The sequence below is a fragment of the Marivita sp. genome, from assembly GCF_020055675.1.
GTDB lineage: Bacteria > Pseudomonadota > Alphaproteobacteria > Rhodobacterales > Rhodobacteraceae > Marivita.
On sequence record NZ_JAIPUS010000014.1, the window covers coordinates 65,769 to 81,957 of the forward strand.

The 16,189-nt window shown below is 57.3% G+C and carries 20 protein-coding genes; 10 read left to right on the top strand and 10 right to left on the bottom strand.

All coding sequences use genetic code 11. The features are described 5' to 3' along the window. Positions 1–57: 57 nt before the first annotated feature. Together LCF59_RS11020 and LCF59_RS11025 are read right to left on the bottom strand one after the other, a co-directional pair. Positions 58–1,296 (bottom strand): flagellar motor protein MotB, encoded by a 1,239-nt coding sequence (locus tag LCF59_RS11020; protein ID WP_292287519.1) that lies wholly within the window; start codon positions 1,294–1,296, stop codon positions 58–60. Between the two features lie 27 nt (positions 1,297–1,323). Next, positions 1,324–2,085, bottom strand: coding sequence for a MotA/TolQ/ExbB proton channel family protein (locus tag LCF59_RS11025; RefSeq protein WP_292287520.1), 762 nt, complete (start codon positions 2,083–2,085; stop codon positions 1,324–1,326). Between the two features lie 79 nt (positions 2,086–2,164). On the opposite strand from LCF59_RS11025, the gene LCF59_RS11030 reads away from it, so the two are divergent. Then, the gene (locus tag LCF59_RS11030) at positions 2,165–2,671 is read left to right on the top strand and encodes a DUF1566 domain-containing protein (protein ID WP_292287521.1); all 507 of its coding nucleotides are present in this window, start codon (positions 2,165–2,167) and stop codon (positions 2,669–2,671) included. A gap of 9 nt (positions 2,672–2,680) precedes the next feature. Here LCF59_RS11030 and LCF59_RS11035 read toward each other — a convergent pair whose 3' ends face one another. Beyond that, on the bottom strand, positions 2,681–2,929 hold the full coding sequence (locus LCF59_RS11035; RefSeq protein ID WP_292287522.1) for a disulfide bond formation protein B: 249 nt from the start codon (positions 2,927–2,929) through the stop codon (positions 2,681–2,683). 154 nt (positions 2,930–3,083) lie between these two features. Between LCF59_RS11035 and rpoN the strand changes: the two genes are divergently transcribed. Beyond that, on the top strand, positions 3,084–4,448 hold the full coding sequence (gene rpoN / locus LCF59_RS11040) for an RNA polymerase factor sigma-54 (RefSeq protein WP_292287523.1): 1,365 nt from the start codon (positions 3,084–3,086) through the stop codon (positions 4,446–4,448). On the opposite strand, the gene LCF59_RS11045 is transcribed toward rpoN, so the two are convergent. The 6 genes from LCF59_RS11045 to flhA form a co-directional block, all read right to left on the bottom strand. Then, a complete protein-coding gene (locus LCF59_RS11045; RefSeq protein ID WP_292287524.1) occupies positions 4,445–4,927 on the bottom strand; it encodes a hypothetical protein in 483 nt (160 codons plus the stop codon). The two genes, rpoN and LCF59_RS11045, sit on opposite strands and share 4 nt — an antisense overlap. A gap of 55 nt (positions 4,928–4,982) precedes the next feature. Next, the gene (locus tag LCF59_RS11050; protein WP_292287525.1) at positions 4,983–5,630 is read right to left on the bottom strand and encodes a CBS domain-containing protein; all 648 of its coding nucleotides are present in this window, start codon (positions 5,628–5,630) and stop codon (positions 4,983–4,985) included. Positions 5,631–5,660: 30 nt separating this feature from the next. Further along, positions 5,661–5,969 (bottom strand): hypothetical protein, encoded by a 309-nt coding sequence (locus tag LCF59_RS11055; protein ID WP_292287526.1) that lies wholly within the window; start codon positions 5,967–5,969, stop codon positions 5,661–5,663. Then, entirely contained in the window at positions 5,951–6,325 is a 375-nt protein-coding gene (fliS, locus tag LCF59_RS11060; protein ID WP_292287527.1) for a flagellar export chaperone FliS, read from the bottom strand. Before fliS ends, LCF59_RS11055 begins: the two co-directional genes overlap by 19 nt. Positions 6,326–6,396: 71 nt before the next feature. After that, the gene (locus LCF59_RS11065) at positions 6,397–7,968 is read right to left on the bottom strand and encodes a hypothetical protein (RefSeq protein ID WP_292287528.1); all 1,572 of its coding nucleotides are present in this window, start codon (positions 7,966–7,968) and stop codon (positions 6,397–6,399) included. Between the two features lie 49 nt (positions 7,969–8,017). Then, positions 8,018–10,126 (bottom strand): flagellar biosynthesis protein FlhA, encoded by a 2,109-nt coding sequence (gene flhA / locus LCF59_RS11070; RefSeq protein WP_292287529.1) that lies wholly within the window; start codon positions 10,124–10,126, stop codon positions 8,018–8,020. A 253-nt stretch (positions 10,127–10,379) separates the two neighbouring features. Between flhA and LCF59_RS11075 the strand changes: the two genes are divergently transcribed. From LCF59_RS11075 to LCF59_RS11105, 7 genes are all read left to right on the top strand, one after another. Continuing rightward, a complete protein-coding gene (locus tag LCF59_RS11075; RefSeq protein WP_292287530.1) occupies positions 10,380–10,814 on the top strand; it encodes an LPP20 family lipoprotein in 435 nt (144 codons plus the stop codon). Between the two features lie 8 nt (positions 10,815–10,822). Then, positions 10,823–11,980 (top strand): flagellar assembly protein T N-terminal domain-containing protein, encoded by a 1,158-nt coding sequence (locus LCF59_RS11080; RefSeq protein WP_292287531.1) that lies wholly within the window; start codon positions 10,823–10,825, stop codon positions 11,978–11,980. Between the two features lie 4 nt (positions 11,981–11,984). Further along, positions 11,985–12,329: a hypothetical protein gene (locus LCF59_RS11085; protein WP_292287532.1), complete on the top strand. Its 345-nt coding sequence runs from the start codon at positions 11,985–11,987 to the stop codon at positions 12,327–12,329. Then, positions 12,283–13,041 carry a flagellar basal body P-ring formation chaperone FlgA gene (gene flgA, locus LCF59_RS11090; protein WP_292287533.1) on the top strand — a complete coding sequence of 253 codons (759 nt, stop codon included), beginning with the start codon at positions 12,283–12,285 and terminating at the stop codon, positions 13,039–13,041. Before LCF59_RS11085 ends, flgA begins: the two co-directional genes overlap by 47 nt. 35 nt (positions 13,042–13,076) lie before the next feature. After that, positions 13,077–13,415: a flagellar biosynthesis anti-sigma factor FlgM gene (locus tag LCF59_RS11095; RefSeq protein WP_292287534.1), complete on the top strand. Its 339-nt coding sequence runs from the start codon at positions 13,077–13,079 to the stop codon at positions 13,413–13,415. Between the two features lie 35 nt (positions 13,416–13,450). Continuing rightward, positions 13,451–13,702, top strand: a complete 252-nt coding sequence (locus LCF59_RS11100; RefSeq protein ID WP_292287535.1) for a hypothetical protein — start codon at positions 13,451–13,453, stop codon at positions 13,700–13,702. 196 nt (positions 13,703–13,898) lie between these two features. Continuing rightward, positions 13,899–14,219, top strand: coding sequence for a hypothetical protein (locus LCF59_RS11105; protein ID WP_292287536.1), 321 nt, complete (start codon positions 13,899–13,901; stop codon positions 14,217–14,219). Here the strand turns inward: LCF59_RS11105 and LCF59_RS11110 are convergent. Beyond that, positions 14,198–14,872 carry an SEL1-like repeat protein gene (locus LCF59_RS11110; RefSeq protein WP_292287537.1) on the bottom strand — a complete coding sequence of 225 codons (675 nt, stop codon included), beginning with the start codon at positions 14,870–14,872 and terminating at the stop codon, positions 14,198–14,200. The genes LCF59_RS11105 and LCF59_RS11110 overlap by 22 nt on opposite strands. A 263-nt stretch (positions 14,873–15,135) precedes the next feature. Here LCF59_RS11110 and LCF59_RS11115 point away from each other — a divergent pair. Beyond that, the coding region (locus LCF59_RS11115; RefSeq protein WP_292287538.1) for a flagellin at positions 15,136–16,189 on the top strand (1,054 nt) is incomplete at its 3' end.

The following is a 16,189-nucleotide window of genomic DNA, read 5'->3' on the forward strand; positions in this document are numbered from 1 at the left end:
AATTCTACCGCGGGTCAAAAAATGAACGCCTTTCTGTGAATAGAACCATACCCTTCGCTACTGCGCGAATTCGATTTCCACCTCGATGCGACGGTTTCTTTCCCGCCCCTCTGGTGTGAGATTGTCGGCAATCGGGCGTGTCTCACCATAGCTGACAGCCGACATCACACGTTCAGGAACTTCATTCAGGGCTTCGATTTCCTGCACCACACTGGCAGCGCGCGCGGCGGCCAGATCCCAGTTGTCGCGGTAAAGTGCGCCGAAGGCGATGGGTACGTCGTCTGTATGTCCGGCGACCACAACCCTACTTGACGGGTCATTCGTGGCATTTGCCAGTTCCTCTACAATGGACTGTGCCTGCCCGGTCAGCACGGCAGAGCCGGATGGAAACGCGCTGCCAGTGCCAAGGCTGACAAACACCTTGCCGTCCCTGCGTTCGACCGTGACCAGCCCCTGTTCGATCTCATCGCGCAGATTGGCCTTTAGCTCTGCCTCTGCTTCGCGGGCCTTTTCGTCGGCTGCGGCGATGCGGGTCAGTTCTTCTTCCATGGTCGCGCCGCCGGTGGCTTCGTTCTGACGTTCAATTTCCGACACCATGCTGATGAGGTCGTTCAACGTCTGGTCCAGCCCTCCGAAAAGAACTTCCTGTTCTGCCTTGCCCGTCGCGAGACCGGCAATTTCAACCGCCTGACCGACGCGTTGGAACTTCTCTATCAGCTCTTGCGGGGACGCATCCTCTGCATTCATGTCTATGGCGACCTTGCCATCGACCACCTCTGCCGAAATGTCGACATCCTGTCCGATCTGCTCAAGCGCGGCGGCCAGTTTTTCGGCATCCGACATATTCTCGTTCTCGGCGATGTTGTCTTCGTCTTGCCCGCCCAGCCCCTCAAGGTCCTGCTCGCCTTCAAGCATCTCGTCCTCGCCATCCTTGTCGCGATTGTCGGACGGAATTTTCAATTCGGATTCGCGGGTTTCGGTGGTTTCCTGTGTCAGTTCGTCAGTGACAGAAGGGGCCGGTGACGGGCTAAAGTTCATGTCCAGAACCGTCGTGCCCTTGGGCTGTTCGACCACCGGCACGATCCGTTGTACGCCGAAAGAGTCCCGCAGCGAGCCAGAGATCTGCTTGAATTTCGGTACGTTCATTTCCGCGAAGGAAAGGATGAGAACGAAGAACGCCATGAGAAGTGTCGCGAGGTCGGCAAAAGTGGCCATCCAGGCGGGAGCGCCCACGGGGGGGCACTTCGGACATTCCTCTTCTTCCTGTTCTTCTTCGGCTTCGATGACTTCGGCCATGATTTACACCTTGAGATATGGACTGGATCAGGCTGCGTCTATCTTGGCTTGCATCTTCGGCGGCAGGTTCGAAATCATCTGATCCTGAATATTTCGCGGAGATTCTCCACGGGCGATATTCTTCAGCCCTAAAACGATCATCTCACGATAGGTCGCTTCATAGGCGGTGTAGCCTTCCAGCTTGGTGAGGATGGGTGCAAAAATGACATTTGCCACAATCGCGCCATACATAGTGGTCAACAGGGCAACGGCCATTGCAGGGCCGATCGCCTTGGGATCTTCCATGTTGCCAAGCATCAGAACCAGACCGATCAGCGTGCCGATCATGCCCATGGCGGGTGCCAGGTCGATCCAGGCCTTGACCACGTTCTGGTTCGTTTCATGGCGCATCTTCATCGACTTGATTTCCTGGTTTAACTGCTGGACCAGTTTGGTCTCGTCTGCGCCGTCAACCAAAAGCTGCATACCCTTTTCAAAGAACTTGTCTGGCACATCCTGGCCCTCAAGGGCCATCATGCCATCCTTGCGGGCGATGCTGGCCAGCTCCACCATCCGCTCGATCATGACATTTTGTTTCTTGACCGGTGGTAGAAACGCCTTTGACATGGCGCCAAAACTTGCCAGAAAGGTGGGCAGTGGGGTGGTGTACATGGCGGCAAAGAACGTGCCGCCAATGACGATAAGGACCGAGGGAACATCGAAGAATGGCGCCAGACCTCCCCCGACGACCATCGCGCCACCAATCATTGCGAAAGCCCCCACAAGGCCCACTAGAGATGCAATATCCATGACGATGCTCCTGCGTTCGACCGGGTTCGGCATGAATTCTGCAAGTGTGGTGCCAATTGCGCGGCTCGGGGAGGTCTTCTTGACTAAATTCACAAGCGTGGCGGGGCGGTTTTGCCGCTATGGCCTGATCACCATGGTTTTCGCGGCGGTCGCGCCGGGCGTTCGTGCCCAAGACGGCATCACCTTTGTGGAGCGGGGTCCCGTTGTGCTGGATGTTCTGGGCAAGCTGGAATGGATGCGATGCAGCATAGGGCAGGTTTGGGCTGATGGTCGGTGTGACGGGGATCCTTTGCTTGCGCCCTTTACGGCAGGAGAGGCGATCATCGCACGGGCGACGGCCAGTTCGGGCGAGGGGTGGCGCATTCCGACACGTGCAGAAATGGAGCGCCTTTTGGTGTCAGGGCATACGCCGCCCCTGATCGACAGCCGCGTGTTTCCTGATACGTACCAGGGCGGTTACTGGACGGCTGATGCCAACTGGCTGTTGGCCGGCAGCCGCTGGATCGTCAATTTCAATTCGGGCTTCAGTTACGGCCGCGCTTTGCCACGCCAGTCGTTCTCCTTCAGACTTGTGCGTGACCGGTGATGCCTAGCCTCAATCGTCGTGTCGATCCGACGCGAAAAGTTCAAGAACAGCCTTGCCCACCGCCAACAGGCCCAGCCCACCGACAAAGTAAACAGCAAGCGTCAGTGTGCTCAATCCCTCGATCAGCTTGAATGTGTCGGGGCTGAGCACATAGGTCAGTGCAACGCCGGCCACCGCCATCAGGAAAAAGCGGATCACGACACACCTATGACACGGTGTGGCAGCTTGCATCTGATCGTCGTCGTTTTTCTCAGTCATTATAGCCCTGCCGCTTTTGATCTTAGGTAAAGCAAGAAGCGTGCGCGCTTTGTGCCGATTACTCTAAGGATCAACCCAACAAACTTAAGATGAGTCGCAACTTGACGCCGCGTCATTAACCTGTGCTGCGATTGGTAACAGGAGTCTCGACGACATGTTTCAGGTCTCAATGCAGGCGCAACTCGCGCAGAAGCAGTCATTGGTTTTCACGCCGCAACTTCAGCAGGCAATCAAACTGCTATTGCTGAACAATGTTGACCTGACAAGCTATGTTGAAAAAGCAGCCGAAGAGAACCCTTTTCTCGACGTCAAACTGCCAGAGGTCACGCGCGGTATTCCAATGCTACCGGTTTCGTCGGGCCGTGTGGCGGATCAGTCCGGCTACGATCCCATCGCCATGCTTGTCGACAAGTCTGGCGACACGTTCGGTGCGCAGGTATTCGCGCAGGTCGATGATCTGCTGAGCGATCACGCTGAACGTGCGATCGGATACGCGCTTGCCTCGCATCTTGAGCCGACGGGCTGGCTGCTGGTGGCGCTGGAGGATGTCGCGGCAAAACTGGGCGCTGATCTTTCGCGGGTTGAACGGGTTTTACGCAAACTGCAACGGGCCGAGCCAGCGGGGTTGTTCGCTCGAAACCTGAGAGAATGCCTCCGGCTGCAACTCACGGACACTGGAGAGGACAGCGGCAAGATGCATGTGCTGATCGACCATCTCGGACTGGTGCAGCAAGGGGCATTGCCAGAATTGCGCAGAAAACTTGATTGCAGCAAAGAACAGCTGGCTGGATATCTGCGCCAGCTGCGCCGTCTCAACCCCAAGCCGGGGCTTGAACTTGGGGGTAGCCATACCGCCCCGCTGCGTGAGCCCGACCTGTGCGCCTTCAAGGATGCAGAGGGCGAGTGGGCTGTGGAGCTGAACAATTCGACCCTGCCTGTCATCAAGGTTGATGAGGAAATGGGCCGAAAGGTTCGCAAGCTGATCGGCAAGGACGCCGACCGGGAATTCGTAAGGGGGTCTTTGGGCACCGCGAGGTGGCTGACCCGAGCGATCTTGCAGCGCAACGAGACCAGCATCAAGGTTGCCGCAGAAATTGTGCGATACCAAAAGCCGTTTCTGGATGAGGGCATGCAGCAAATGCGCCCCCTCAAGCTGAAGATGATCGCCAACGCCATAGGCGTACATGAAAGTACGATCAGCCGTGTGACATCCTCCTTGACGATGCAAACACCCCAAGGCTGTTTCCCGCTCAAGGCATTCTTCAGCGCCGCGATTGACAGTAATTGTTCGGACGAAGGCGCCTCGGCCTGGGCGATCCGCAACAAAATTCGAAACATGGTCGGTACCGAGCCGCGCAACCGGCCGTTCAGCGATGACAAGATCACCAGTGAATTGAACAGCCAAGGCTTTCAGATCGCACGGCGGACGGTGGCGAAATACCGCAAGCTTGATCGCATCCCATCGTCGTCGCAACGGCGTCGCAGCTATGAGATGATGGAACCCAGTATGCGGGGCTAGAGCGCGTCGGCGAAAGTCACGGGCGCGTTCAAAATATTGGTCAGGGTCTTGATCTCGGCGATCTCGTCAAGCCGCCATTCTCTTGGTTGGCCCAGCGACGGATCGTTGCGCATGCGGAACACGAATGCCTTGAACGACGTGACAACCGTCTGACTTTTGGTCAGTTCCCGGGCCGGTGCGAGCGGGTCGAAGAAGACGCCGCGCATCTTTCGTGGTCTGCCTGACTTCTCAAAACAGACAGAATTGTAAAGAAAACCGCTACAATAGTGTAGCGTGTCCTCTTCTTCGAGTTCAGCGAGAAAGAAAAGCATGGCCTCGGAAATTCCATAGAGCTTTTCCGGTTTGCAATCCACATAGGATTTCACCAGTGATTTTGACATACGATTGGCAAACGCCTCGATCGGGAGATTGCCCTCTACGAAACTCGTGGCAATCGTGCTGCAGACCGCGTGAAGAACCCAATCGGGCGCATATGACATACCAATTTCAGCCTTTCCCAAAGCGTCTACCAACGCAACGCGCGCAAGCAAAGTGTCAGGAAGCGTTTGCACCGGACCCACGATGCAAAGCCCTTAAGAATTCATCTTTAGTGATGAAACCAAGGTTCTTTTCATCTTCGCGGACGATGAGGCACTCCAACCCATGTTCCTGGAACATAGCCTGGATTGTGGCGGTACATACATTTGTCTTAATGGTAATTTGGGTGTTATTAAGCTTTGCCAACAGATCCATTAGTTTGCGGTTTGCTTCAGTCAGTTCGGCCAGCTTCGCATGTGCAACTTGCAGGGTCTCGACACAGGCAATCAGGTGGCCGGCTGCATTGCAAACGGGCATATTGCGGAATTTGTTCTCGATCATTTTCTTTAATGTGGTCTCGCAACTTGTGTCTTCGCTTGCCGTGACAACGGCACCTGTCATGAACCGATCGACACTCCAGTCCAGAACCGCGGCCCCGTTTGCGGAAATATTCTTTACGATATCCCGTTCTGACACGATTCCAACAACGGCGCGATCATCACCCAAAACAACCACAGCCCCCCGGTTTTCGTTCGAGATGATCCTCATGGCATCGCGCACCGTGCTGTCGCTGGTCAAGGTTGCCTGCGGCGAGCAATCCACATCGATCAGGTCGCACAGACGCGAGCGCTTTCCTTCTATGATGTCATGGGCGGTCAGGGTCATTTGCGGATCTCCGAATGATGCGGAAAACGATCAGTATTTCTTGTAAACTTGTAGAGCGGCTTGGCTTTTACGACGCATCAATCTTGCATTGTCCATCAGGCGGCCAACCTGACTTGCGCTGTCCATGTTACGCCTGACCAGATGGCCAAGACGCGCCCGGTCCTCTGCGGTGATGCTGGCCGAGGGTAGATCAGTGCGCTGTATCGCTGCGCCCAATTCGTCGCTGATCGCCAGAGCCTGATCGAATTCTCCGGTGTCCAAACACTGCTCTATTCTTGCTTGGGAGTGCTCGAAACCGTCAAGAATGTCCTCGGCCCGGATCACGCGATTTGTTGCCATGCATCAAGTATCTCGCTCATTGCTCTGCGAGCCTGCGGCACGTTTGCAGTGTCGTCGCGGCGCATATGCTTCAGCAGTTGCTGACGGGAATATTCATAAAGCTGGAACAGGTTTGTGGCGATATCGCCGCCACGCTCGAAATCGAGGCTGCTTTGCAGCACGTAGATTGCGGTCAGGGCACGCGACGAATGATGCCGGTACGCCTCGGTCGTGCGATCCTGCGCCACTTCGACGATCGTCAGGCTGCGCGTCAAGCACTCCAGTGTCGCTTTGACCAACGCCTGTTTGCTCTCGATGTCGAAATCCGGTGTGCTTTGCTGACGTTTGTACTCGTTCGCAGGACTTAACATGGACATGGATGCACCTGTTGCTTTCTGGCTTCCTGTACCTCAACGACAAGAAGGCGGCGCTGTTTAGGGCACCATTGCTAAAGTCCAAGGCCGAGTTCCGTATCGGCATAGGTAAACGTATCCAGCAGAAACTGTTCGATTGACAGTTGATCGACCGATACAAGGCCGTCGGTGATCAGTTGGGTTTCACTGGCCGCCACCAATCGCGCATTCACACTGGCAAGGGCCGATAGCCCGCCAATCCCGATGCCGCCGATATTCATGTTCGTGAGGACCGTTACCGGGGACAGTTCTCTGAATGCCCGACAATAGTGTTTGACTGCCAAAACCGACCAGGTCCCCGGAACGATCATCACCGGGGTGATGTCCGTTTCCGCGTTGTTCAGATAGATCAGGTCATAGGCTTCTTGCACCTGTTCCGGAACCGAGACGTCGCAATCCAGTATATCGCTTGGGCTATAGGTCCGGGTTTGGTGCCAAGGTGCTTCTGTGTAAGCGGTATTGAGTAGCAACGCGTGATGCTCCAGCCGTCCGTCATCGACAAAACTTTCGCGGGACAGCTTGGTCAGTTTCGGGCGCACGCCGTAGGTCTGGATGCGCTCAAAGGCGATCTGCGCGGCAACTGTGGTCTTTCCGGCACCGGGCGGGCCAAAGATGAACAGCGCTCCGCACTCGTGTAATGGAGAAGCTTCTTCAGGCCAGGCCAGTCGCTCGGCCATTAGCTTGCAGGCGTGGTCCAGCTGCGCCTTGGGGGAATGCAGCTCGGGCGCGAGGGCGCAGCTACGCGCGATGTCCTCTGGAAAGCCATGCCGGGCAATGCGCTCTGACGCTCCAGCCGTCGGAGGGATGGCCGTGGGGGGTGATTTGAATTGTTCAGATCCCCCGATGCCGGGCGTGTGGCCCAGAGTGTGTAACGAGGATGGATCAGGCTGTGTCGTACCGACTGGTTGATAAGAGGCATTTTCCCAGGTGCGTGCGCGTTCGGTACTAGGGTGGGGAGGCTCTGATCCATCCGGGTCCCAAGGCGCGACGATTGGGTTCGGCTCTGTCTCCGGAAGGCCCCCGAGGTGGCTGTTTGCATCGAAGGAGGCCTCTGAGGCGGCTGGCATATCGTCGTCCGACCAGTCGGGTCGCTGGAACATCTGATCCGCAGACAAGGGGGATGAGGGTGGCTCGCCCATCACCCGGCGCATGAGGTGGGCATTGGTCGTTTCCGCTATTGGCGCCCGGGTGTTCAACATCTGCTCCAACCCGGCGATATCGGACAGACCCATGGCGGGCTCGGATGTCTGCAGGGGGCGGGTCGGGTCATGATATGGCTGCCGCACCTCGTCGTTGGCATAGGGCTCTTGGCGCAGGTCTTCCATGTCGTCGTCACGATCGCGACGGTTCCGAACGCTTCTGAGGGCCGCTTCAAGATCCAGGGGCTCTGCCGGCACGCCTTTTGCGAAGGGTTCTTCAAAACGCCGGCGCGGTTTCGGTTCGGGCGGGCGTGCGGTGACAGCGGCGATAGTCTGTTTAACGGCCCTGACTTCGGTCTGGTTTCCCACGCGCCGGATCGACAGGATCATCGCGTCATCGCCCAGTTCCCGGACGGCCTTGTCCATGGCGCTTTCTGAATCTGCGGCTTTGAAGACGTATTCACTCACGGAAGGGTCCCTTTCGAGCAGGCGCGGCGGTGCTTAGATCACGGTCGGGTCATTGTGCAGGCGCCATGGTTTCTTCACCTGAAACGGTGGCGATCACGTCCACCTTGCGACCATCAGGCAGCTCGGTGAACGACAGAACCGGGAAATCGGCAATATACTGCCTCAGGAAAGCCGAGAACTTTCGCCGGATCTGTGGAGAAACGACAAGGAAAGCCTTTTTGCCGGTTTCCGCCTGCTCCTCGTTAAGCTTGACCAACGATTGAACAAGCCGCTCCGCAAGTGTGCCATCCAGCATCAATTGGTCGCCTTCGGACTGTTTGGCGGAATTGATAAGCAGGTGTTCGAAATCGCTGTCCAATGTCACGACCGGCAACGGCTGATTAAGCGGCGTGGTCTGCTGGATCAGCAGCCCCACCAGATGCGGTCGAAGCGCCTCGGCGGTTTCTGCGATACCCAAATTGCGGCTGGCCATTTCAGACAGAAGTTCCAGGATGAGCCGCAGGTCGCTGATCGGTATCCGTTCGCGCAGGATGTGACGCAGCACGGCTGTCAGATTGTGCAGCGGCATCAGTTTTGGCACGACGGATTGCACGAGTTGCGGCACGACGCTGGACAGATTGTCGAGCAATTCCTGCACGTCGTCCTGACCAATCAATTCCGAGGCATGCTCGTGCAGGACCTGGCTGAGATGGGTCGCCAACACTGTCTCGGGCTCGATGATGACATAGTCGTTGGCCTCGGCTTCAACCTCGCGTTCAGGCAGGATCCACGTAGCATCAATGCCGAAAGAGGGTTCCTTCACATCTATCCCCTGTAGCTTGATGCGGGACGTGCCGCTTGGAAGCGCCAGTTTGTGATCCGGATAGATCTTGTTTTCGGCCACAACGGTCTGACCGATCTTGATCCTGTAGTCATTGGCCGCAAGGGCAAGATCGTCACGCACGCGAATACCGGGCAGGACAAACCCAAGGGCCTGGGATACCTCGGAGCGCACGGTCTTGATGCGCCGCGCAAGCGGGCCGCCATCCTCGCTGTCGACCATCGACAAAAGCGGATAGCTCAGCTGTAGCGTCACTGCTGACAGGTCGGCGACATCCGTGACCTTAAGGCTGTCCGAATTGGCGTCTTCGCTGCCGGTTGGCTCTGCCTCCTCGATCTCGGGGTCGCCCAGAAGTTCCCGCTTTCGAAAAATATAACCTGCAATCCCGGCAAGGGCCGCGATCCCGACGAACAGGTATGTCGGCATGCCAGGCACAAGACCGATCAGACCAAGCACGCCGGCCACGGGAAACCATGCGCGCGACATGCTGACTTCGCTTTTGATGTGTTCGGCCATGTCCTGAGATGAGGACACGCGGGTTACAATGATCGCGGTGGCGATCGACAACAGCAAGGACGGAATCTGCGCCACAAGTCCATCCCCGATCGACAACAGCACGTAAAGCTCTGCCGCCTCTCCGATGCCCAGGTCATGCTGCATGGTCCCGATTGCCAGCCCGCCGATCAGGTTGATGGCAAGGATCAGGATGCCGGCAATCGCATCTCCCTTCACGAATTTAGACGCACCATCCATTGCGCCGTGAAAATCCGCCTCGCGGGCAACGTCTTCGCGCCGTTTGGTTGCATCTTCGGCTGTCAGCACGCCGGCATTCAGATCCGCGTCAATTGCCATCTGCTTGCCCGGCATTGCGTCCAGCGTGAAACGTGCCGATACCTCAGAGACCCGACCGGCACCCTTGGTGATGACCACAAGGTTGATGATCACGAGAATCAGAAACACGAAGATTCCGACGACGAAATTGCCCGCGATCACAAAGGCGCCAAACGCTTCGATGACCTGCCCCGCGGCGGCTGTTCCGGTATGCCCCTCGCTCAGTACGATCCGCGTCGACGCAACGTTGAGCGCAAGACGAAAAACGGTAGCGACAAGCAGAAGGCTGGGAAACGAGGAAAAATCCAAAGGCCGGAACGTATGCAGCGCGACCATCAGGATCAGCAGGGCCATCAGGATGTTCAGTGTAAAGAAGACATCCAGCAGGAACACCGGCAGCGGCAGAACCATCATCGCCACCAGCATCAGGATGCCGAGTGGCAGCGCCGTGCTGGTCAAGGTCCGCCCGAAATTGCCGCGGCTTAATGTCGGTTCTGACAGACTCATCCAAGGGATTCCTTGCCCAGCTTAACGCACGCGCCCAGACAAGGCTCGTCGCCGAGACAAAGAAGCAAATATCATGCCACTCGTATTTCACAGGCCCATGACGTGCCGTGTGACGGAAATGGCATGGCATATGCATGCAGCCCACCAAGTGATAGACTGCCCGGAGGACAGATCAGTGCGAAGCCCTACCCGTATACTTGCAATCAAGGTAGTTGCTGCCGTTGCCGCATTTGCAAGCCTTTCAGGATGCGTGATGCAACATGGCGCGACATCGCCGTCTGCGGAGCAGCCCGCTGTAGTCCGCGATGCTGCAGCAATCGAAAAATCGCTGGACCAGGCTGATGTCGTCACAGCCGAGCAGATCGTGCCAAGCATCTCTGGTGTCGGGTACGCGACCATTTCGGCGCAGCCTGCGAAAAACGTGAATCAACGGCGGCTGATGGCGATCCGGGCCGCGCGGATAGATGCGATGCGCGACCTCACAGAGCAGATCCACGGTCTCAAGCTGAATTCCAGGACGACGGTGATCAACGCTTTGGTGCAGAACGACACGTCTCGCGCGGCAGTCGACGGAACAATCCGAGGCGCACGCACCGCACGGATCAACCCGGTGGGGCAAGACACCTATGAGGTGGTTTTGGAACTGGATCGCGACATGATATCGCGCATCATGCAAGCGTTGCGCTGATAGCCGTGATGAGACGTCCCCACAGCCCTCCAGCCCGTCGCGGGGCCATGCTCTGGATGCTGCTGGCGTGTCTGGCCGCTTTCACCACAGCGCCCTTTGCGGCAACTGCCGAGCTGGTGCGGGTAACAGGGCGGGCCGTATTGGCAGCCAACGACATTCCGGGATCGCGCCGTCGCGCACTTGAAGACGCTCTGTATCTGGCCGCGATGAAGGGTGGCGCAGATATTGATGCGTTTTCGGCTGTCGACATGGGGGTTCTGACCGCTGAAAGCATCCTGTTGCGTGCTTCCAACCGGATCGTGGATTTTGCCGTCGTGGACGAATTCGAGGGGCAGTCCCAATACGAGGTGACAATCGACGCTTATGTCGGCGAACGGCCGAAACTGGGCTGTGCTGCGCGGCCTGACCTCGTGTTGACTGTCGGGGTGCCAAAGCTGCGGACGACACAACAAGTGCCGCACTGGATGGGCGAAGCCCTGAAGCTGGCGCATGACAAGACGGTCAACGTGCTGCGAGGTGCTGCCAATGTCCGGATTGTGGACAGTACGATAACGCTGGAACCCAAAGCCGAGATAGCATCCAAAGTGGCGGACGGGTTCGATTACCAGTCGCTCCTCACTGGGCAGGCAGCCCGGCAAGATGGCGGGACACTGCCCCGCAATGCCCGTGGGCTGCATCTTTCATGGTCGGCGCAATCCGCGTCGGCGCGGGCAGAGCGCGTTTCGGTCACGCTGGATGCGCGCATCGTTGATCCTGCAGCCCAAGCCCGGTCCCGCAGTCTGAAACTGCAAAAGACGGTGACCCTGACACACGATACACCTTGGCGGGCGCTGAACGTTGTGACCAGCAAGGATTGGGACAGTACGGCCAATGACCTGTCCCGCAACTTTGGCGACAGTTTGGGAACATGGCTAGAGCAATCCGCCTGTGCGCCTTTGGTGGCCAATCTGATAGCCGCAGGGAAAGGTCGCTATCGCGTGGATCTAGGGGGCCGGGATGGTTTGACGCGCCAAAGCCTTGCTTTTGTCGATGGCGGCGAAAGCGCATGGACTGTCCTGCGCGTTGTCGAGCTTGCCGCAAGCAGTGCAATCGTCGCTCCGATGAACCCGGCCCGCGCCCCGTCAGGCCTGACGGGAACGCAGGTGCATTTCAATGACGGTAGGTAAAAGGATGATCGGTTCGAAATCATGCTGGTCGGCGGCGTTGTTGATCGCCATTGCGGCGCCGTCCCACGCTCAGGATACTGCTCTCGTTTTGCAGTACAACTCAGAGCTGCTGGCCGGAGACGATTCCGGGAACCGTCACCGCGTTCAGCAGGGTGAAACACTGTATTCCATCCTGCGCACCCATTTTGGCCGTGATGCGGATTTACTGGGTCTTGCGCGGGAAACCGTGGCGCTTAATCCTGAGGCGTTTAGGGGGGGTGACATGAACCGTTTGCTTGCGGGCCAGACAATCACCCTGCCGCATGTGGTCGCTGCGCCGTCCGAGCCTGACGACATCTATTTCTTCTAAAATGCACCATCTGTGGACCATCATCTTCGGGCTTGTCGTCTTTCCGCTGATGGCGGCCTCGGAACCCCGCGTGGTCAATGGCGAAGATGTCCGGCGGGCAATAGTCGAGCGCCTGACCGAGGCAGGAGAACACGCAGCGCCCAACGTGTTGGCAGAAAAACAGTTCTATATCTGCGATCAGCCTTTGGAGGTGCAGCCCGCCTTTGGCGGCTGGCGGAGCGTTTCCGTGCAATGCCCTTCGCCAGTGGCGTGGGAAATCCTTGTGCGCGCCCAGGTCAAGAACGCGGGGCGTCCCGATGCCCCAAGCGGTGGTGTGGTCACCGCACGGGCCGTTTTTCTGAACAGGCCTTTGCGGCGTGGTGACCGTATTCAATCCGGCGACGTGGAGCTGCGCCCGATAGATCCGCTATCTTCGGGCAGTATTTTTGCCGATCCGGAAAACGTGATTGGACGGGTTCTGGCGCAGTCCATCACGACGCGCGTACCCCTAATGCCGCGGCATTTGCAGCGTGAATGGGCGGTAGAAGCGGAAGATGCCTTGTCTCTTGTTATCCTGCGTGGGGGTATTCAGGTTGTGTCTGCCGGCGTGGCGTTGGAAGCGGGCCAATTTGGGGATACGATCCGTGTATCCAATGCCACCAGCGGGATGGAACTGATGGGCAAGGTGGTTGGTGACAAGAAAGTGGAAATAGTTTCTAAAAGTCTCCGGTAGGGCGTCGTTACCTGAATCATCTAGGAGAAAGTTACATGGTCGATTCCCCACAAAATCTTACTGGAACAGTGACTTCTGTGAGAGTAAATGAGGCTAATCCTACCCCCACGGTAAACCTGTCGCCGTCCGCTTCCGGCGGTGCCGCAGAGTTGGGTATTTCTGCGCCAGTCAATCCGGTTTCGGCTCCATCGCGCCCTTCGGTCGAGGTGAATTCCGCCGCTGCGGAAGTGCTGGGTTCCATGCGTGACATGCCCCCGCCAGTGGACATCGAGGCGGTGACAAAGATTCGCGAAGCGATCAGCGCAAATGACTATCCCCTCGACTACACCAAGGTGGCAGAGAGTTTGGCACAAGCCTTTGAATCTCTGTCGTAATGGTTGAACCAGCCCGTGCAGATGAGGCAGATGAGATGGATCGCCTTGGCGTGCTTTTGGAAAAGCTCTCCAGGAACCGCCCGGATCCTGTGGCATATTCCGATATCGCCGCAGAGGTGCTTACGTGCGTCGAGACGCTGAAGGCGCAGGGCAAGATGCGCTTGCCCGACGCATCTGCACGGCATAATGATCTTTTGCGCGAGTTGTTCTTTGCTGCGAAAAGTGCTGAATTGAGATCTCCGGCAACGATTGTCGGGTCGGTATCTGGCACATCGTCAAATTACTGACGTCACTGTCAAAATTAGGCCAGAGCCGACAAGGGAAGCCGGAATGTTGGTGATGACGGATCAAGAGCAATTGAACTTGGGTTTGCTTGCAGCGGGGATGGCTCTTGTGCTGCTGGCGATTTTGTGGCGCATGCGTCGATCCCGGTCTGCCAGGAAAAAACGCGCGCCCGCACCAGCGGTCGACAGTGCCACGCCCATGCCTGATTTCACAAGGCTCTATGACCAGCTTGTTGAATCCGAAGCAACGGACACCCCGGTCGACGCCACGCCATCCGGGGATGATCAGCCGGATCTGCCCCAGGCCGCCGATCCCGCGCCTGACACAGCCGAACCGGAAAACCGGAAAGAAAATAATCCCGTCCTTGTCATGGCCACCAAGACCGGCGCTGTCGTCCTGAATGATTTTCGCAAGGCGCTGGATGACGGATTGGACCTGCCCTCTGCCGCGCGCAAACATGGCCTGACCGAAGACGAAGCCCGTGTCGCCACGCTATGCTACAGCCCCCCCGGTGCCTGATCCGCAAACAGCGTCGTCATGTCCTGTGCATCGAACAAGGCGCGGGCCTCATCCTGGGACGTCAGGATCACATCGGTTTCCAACTCTGCCATGATCTCGTCGCGTTTCGCGGCGGCGTTATCAACACCAAGCGCCGCCGCGATAAGTGACCAGACATAGGCCGTCTGCATGTCCGGATCGGGCAGGGTGGTGCTGTTGAAATCTATGTACTGCATGATCGCGCGGCGATCCCCGCGCTCCAGCCGCGCGCGCAGTCTCTGGTCGATCCGCTCGAATATCGCGGCCTGCACGTCGGCGCTCACCAGTTCGGACAGATCAGCGCTGAACCTGATGGCGCGTTCCACGCCACCCAATTGCGCCAGCAGGGACCATTCCAGCGCCTGAACAAAGTTCTGCGGCCGCCCTTGTCCGGCACGCAGCAAAACCGCAAGATTGAACTGCGCGTCGTGATCTTCTTCTTGAGCAAGTGTTTCGAACAAAGAGGTGGCCGTCGCAAACTCCTTGGACTGTACGGCCTGCACCGCGCTTTGAAACGGGTCTGCCTCCCGCACATGCGCCTCTGCCATGGCGCCGGTGCCAAGGGCCGCAAGGGCGGCTGCGGCGATGGCCCGTGTCGGGCTGAGCCGTGGAAAGGGACGTCCGCGCGCTGTCATGGTCTGCTCCGGTCTTGCTGTTGCGGTGCCAAGGGTAAACCATTCGCGACAACGCGCAATTGCTTAAAGCGTCCTGCCGGTCTCACTGGACCTGCGCGGCCAGCGGACCGCGCAGGCGTTCGGTGGTTTTTTGCCGGTCTCCTAAACCTCTGCCCCGACATGCCGTTTCCTTATTCAGACCGAAGGCAACATCACAGACGCCCAGAGGTTCAAAGCGCCAGCACGATGTGCCGCGCAGTACAGACTTTAAACAGGAGAGTGTAATGGCACTTGCAATTGCGACAAATACGGGCGCCTTGATGGCCGCAGGCTCTGCGGCCAGCGTCAACAAGGATATGGAAACATCGATGGAGCGCCTGTCGACAGGCAAGCGCATCAACTCCGCCAAGGACGACGCGGCGGGTGTGGCCATCGCCTCGCGCCTTTCGTCGGAAATTCGCGGCACCAACCAGGCCATCCGCAACGCACAAGATGGGCAGGCACTGATCAACACTGCCGAAGGCGCGCACAAGGAAGTTGAAAACATCCTGCAGCGGATGCGTGAACTTGCAGTGCAGGCGTCAAACGACACCAACGATACAACTGATCGCTCTAATCTTCAGCTTGAATTTGACCAACTTGTTGAGGAGATTGACCGTATCGCTGAAGTTACGACTTGGGCTGGTCAAAATCTCTTAGGCGCTACAGGGACAGGTGCGACTAACGATTTTACATTCCACATTGGTGCTGGAAACACTGTAGGGTCAGATTCGATTGAAGTTGAGATTGGTAATGTTAGAACCGATAATGGTATCTTGGGGAACATCAAGGGCGAAAAAGGTGGTTCGACACCGGGAGCCTTGCCAACGATTTCGTTGTCACAATATGCAGGCGACACATCCACTGCGTCGTCTGAAGGGTATGTAGTTACAGACACCATCGCATCAGACGGCGAGCTTATTATTCAAGCTCCCGCTTCCGGTACTGCCAGTGATACAGATGTTATTCAGCTGACAGTTGGCTCAACAGTTATTGAGGTGAGCGCCACTGCAGATGATCCTGAAGCTGCAGCCACAGCAATTGCTGATGCATTGGAGAGTGCTGACTTGAATCTTGGTATTTCTGTTGATCGTTCAGCAATTGATGCAGGAAAGATAACGCTGTCGTCTACCACAAACTCCACTGGTGCTGGCGGATTGATGACTTCCAGTGATGCACAAAATGTAATTGGCAAACTCGACACCGCCATTACAAACCTGAACTCTCAGCGTGCCGAACTGGGTGCGGTATCCAACCGACTGGACAATACAGTTAGCAACCTTACCAATGTTGCCATTA

Coding starts and splice junctions, on each gene's coding strand:
- LCF59_RS11100 (WP_292287535.1), top strand. CDS start 13,451: ATGGATCGCCTTGGCGTGCTTTTGGAAAAGCTCTCCAGGAACCGCCCG.
- LCF59_RS11025 (WP_292287520.1), bottom strand. CDS start 2,085: ATGGATATTGCATCTCTAGTGGGCCTTGTGGGGGCTTTCGCAATGATT.
- flhA (WP_292287529.1), bottom strand. CDS start 10,126: ATGAGTCTGTCAGAACCGACATTAAGCCGCGGCAATTTCGGGCGGACC.
- LCF59_RS11045 (WP_292287524.1), bottom strand. CDS start 4,927: ATGTCATATGCGCCCGATTGGGTTCTTCACGCGGTCTGCAGCACGATT.
- fliS (WP_292287527.1), bottom strand. CDS start 6,325: ATGTCCATGTTAAGTCCTGCGAACGAGTACAAACGTCAGCAAAGCACA.
- rpoN (WP_292287523.1), top strand. CDS start 3,084: ATGTTTCAGGTCTCAATGCAGGCGCAACTCGCGCAGAAGCAGTCATTG.
- LCF59_RS11105 (WP_292287536.1), top strand. CDS start 13,899: ATGCCTGATTTCACAAGGCTCTATGACCAGCTTGTTGAATCCGAAGCA.
- LCF59_RS11055 (WP_292287526.1), bottom strand. CDS start 5,969: ATGGCAACAAATCGCGTGATCCGGGCCGAGGACATTCTTGACGGTTTC.
- LCF59_RS11020 (WP_292287519.1), bottom strand. CDS start 1,296: ATGGCCGAAGTCATCGAAGCCGAAGAAGAACAGGAAGAAGAGGAATGT.
- LCF59_RS11095 (WP_292287534.1), top strand. CDS start 13,077: ATGGTCGATTCCCCACAAAATCTTACTGGAACAGTGACTTCTGTGAGA.
- LCF59_RS11075 (WP_292287530.1), top strand. CDS start 10,380: ATGCAACATGGCGCGACATCGCCGTCTGCGGAGCAGCCCGCTGTAGTC.
- flgA (WP_292287533.1), top strand. CDS start 12,283: ATGTGGTCGCTGCGCCGTCCGAGCCTGACGACATCTATTTCTTCTAAA.
- LCF59_RS11035 (WP_292287522.1), bottom strand. CDS start 2,929: ATGACTGAGAAAAACGACGACGATCAGATGCAAGCTGCCACACCGTGT.
- LCF59_RS11110 (WP_292287537.1), bottom strand. CDS start 14,872: ATGACAGCGCGCGGACGTCCCTTTCCACGGCTCAGCCCGACACGGGCC.
- LCF59_RS11080 (WP_292287531.1), top strand. CDS start 10,823: ATGAGACGTCCCCACAGCCCTCCAGCCCGTCGCGGGGCCATGCTCTGG.
- LCF59_RS11050 (WP_292287525.1), bottom strand. CDS start 5,630: ATGACCCTGACCGCCCATGACATCATAGAAGGAAAGCGCTCGCGTCTG.
- LCF59_RS11085 (WP_292287532.1), top strand. CDS start 11,985: ATGATCGGTTCGAAATCATGCTGGTCGGCGGCGTTGTTGATCGCCATT.